This window comes from Bradyrhizobium sp. NBAIM08 (assembly GCF_020193935.1).
Classification (GTDB): Bacteria; Pseudomonadota; Alphaproteobacteria; order Rhizobiales; family Xanthobacteraceae; genus Bradyrhizobium; species Bradyrhizobium yuanmingense.
In genome coordinates, this window is the sequence record NZ_JADYVR010000933.1 from 1 (window position 1) to 405 (window position 405).

General features: G+C 66.9%; 1 pseudogene. It reads right to left on the reverse strand.

Going from position 1 to position 405, the window contains the following annotated elements:
* Positions 1-405, reverse strand: a pseudogene (locus I6F37_RS42795) (ABC transporter permease); the annotation flags it as partial.

Sequence of the window (405 nt, forward strand, 5' to 3'; positions counted from 1 at the left end):
GCCCGGCACGTCGGTGATCGGGATCGAGTAGCCCTCGGTCAGCCAGAGTGCGTAGCCCCGCAGGATCGATAGCCCCGCGAGGGTGACGATGAAGGCGGGAATGCCCTGGTAGGCGATGAACCATCCCTGCGCCGCGCCCATTAGGCCACCCGCCACCAGGATGGCGACCGTCGCCGCGGGCCAGCCCCAGCCCTGCGCGATCAGGATCGCCACCAGCGCATTGCTGAGCGCGACGGTCGAGCCTACCGATAGGTCGATGCCCGCAGTGGTGATGACCAACGTCATTGCCACCGCCACGACGAGGACCGGCGCCGCCTGGCGGATCACATTGAGGATGTTGCCGCTGGTCAGAAAGGTCGGCGTCATGGTCCCGAACAGCGCGCAACAGAGTGCCAGGAACAGAGC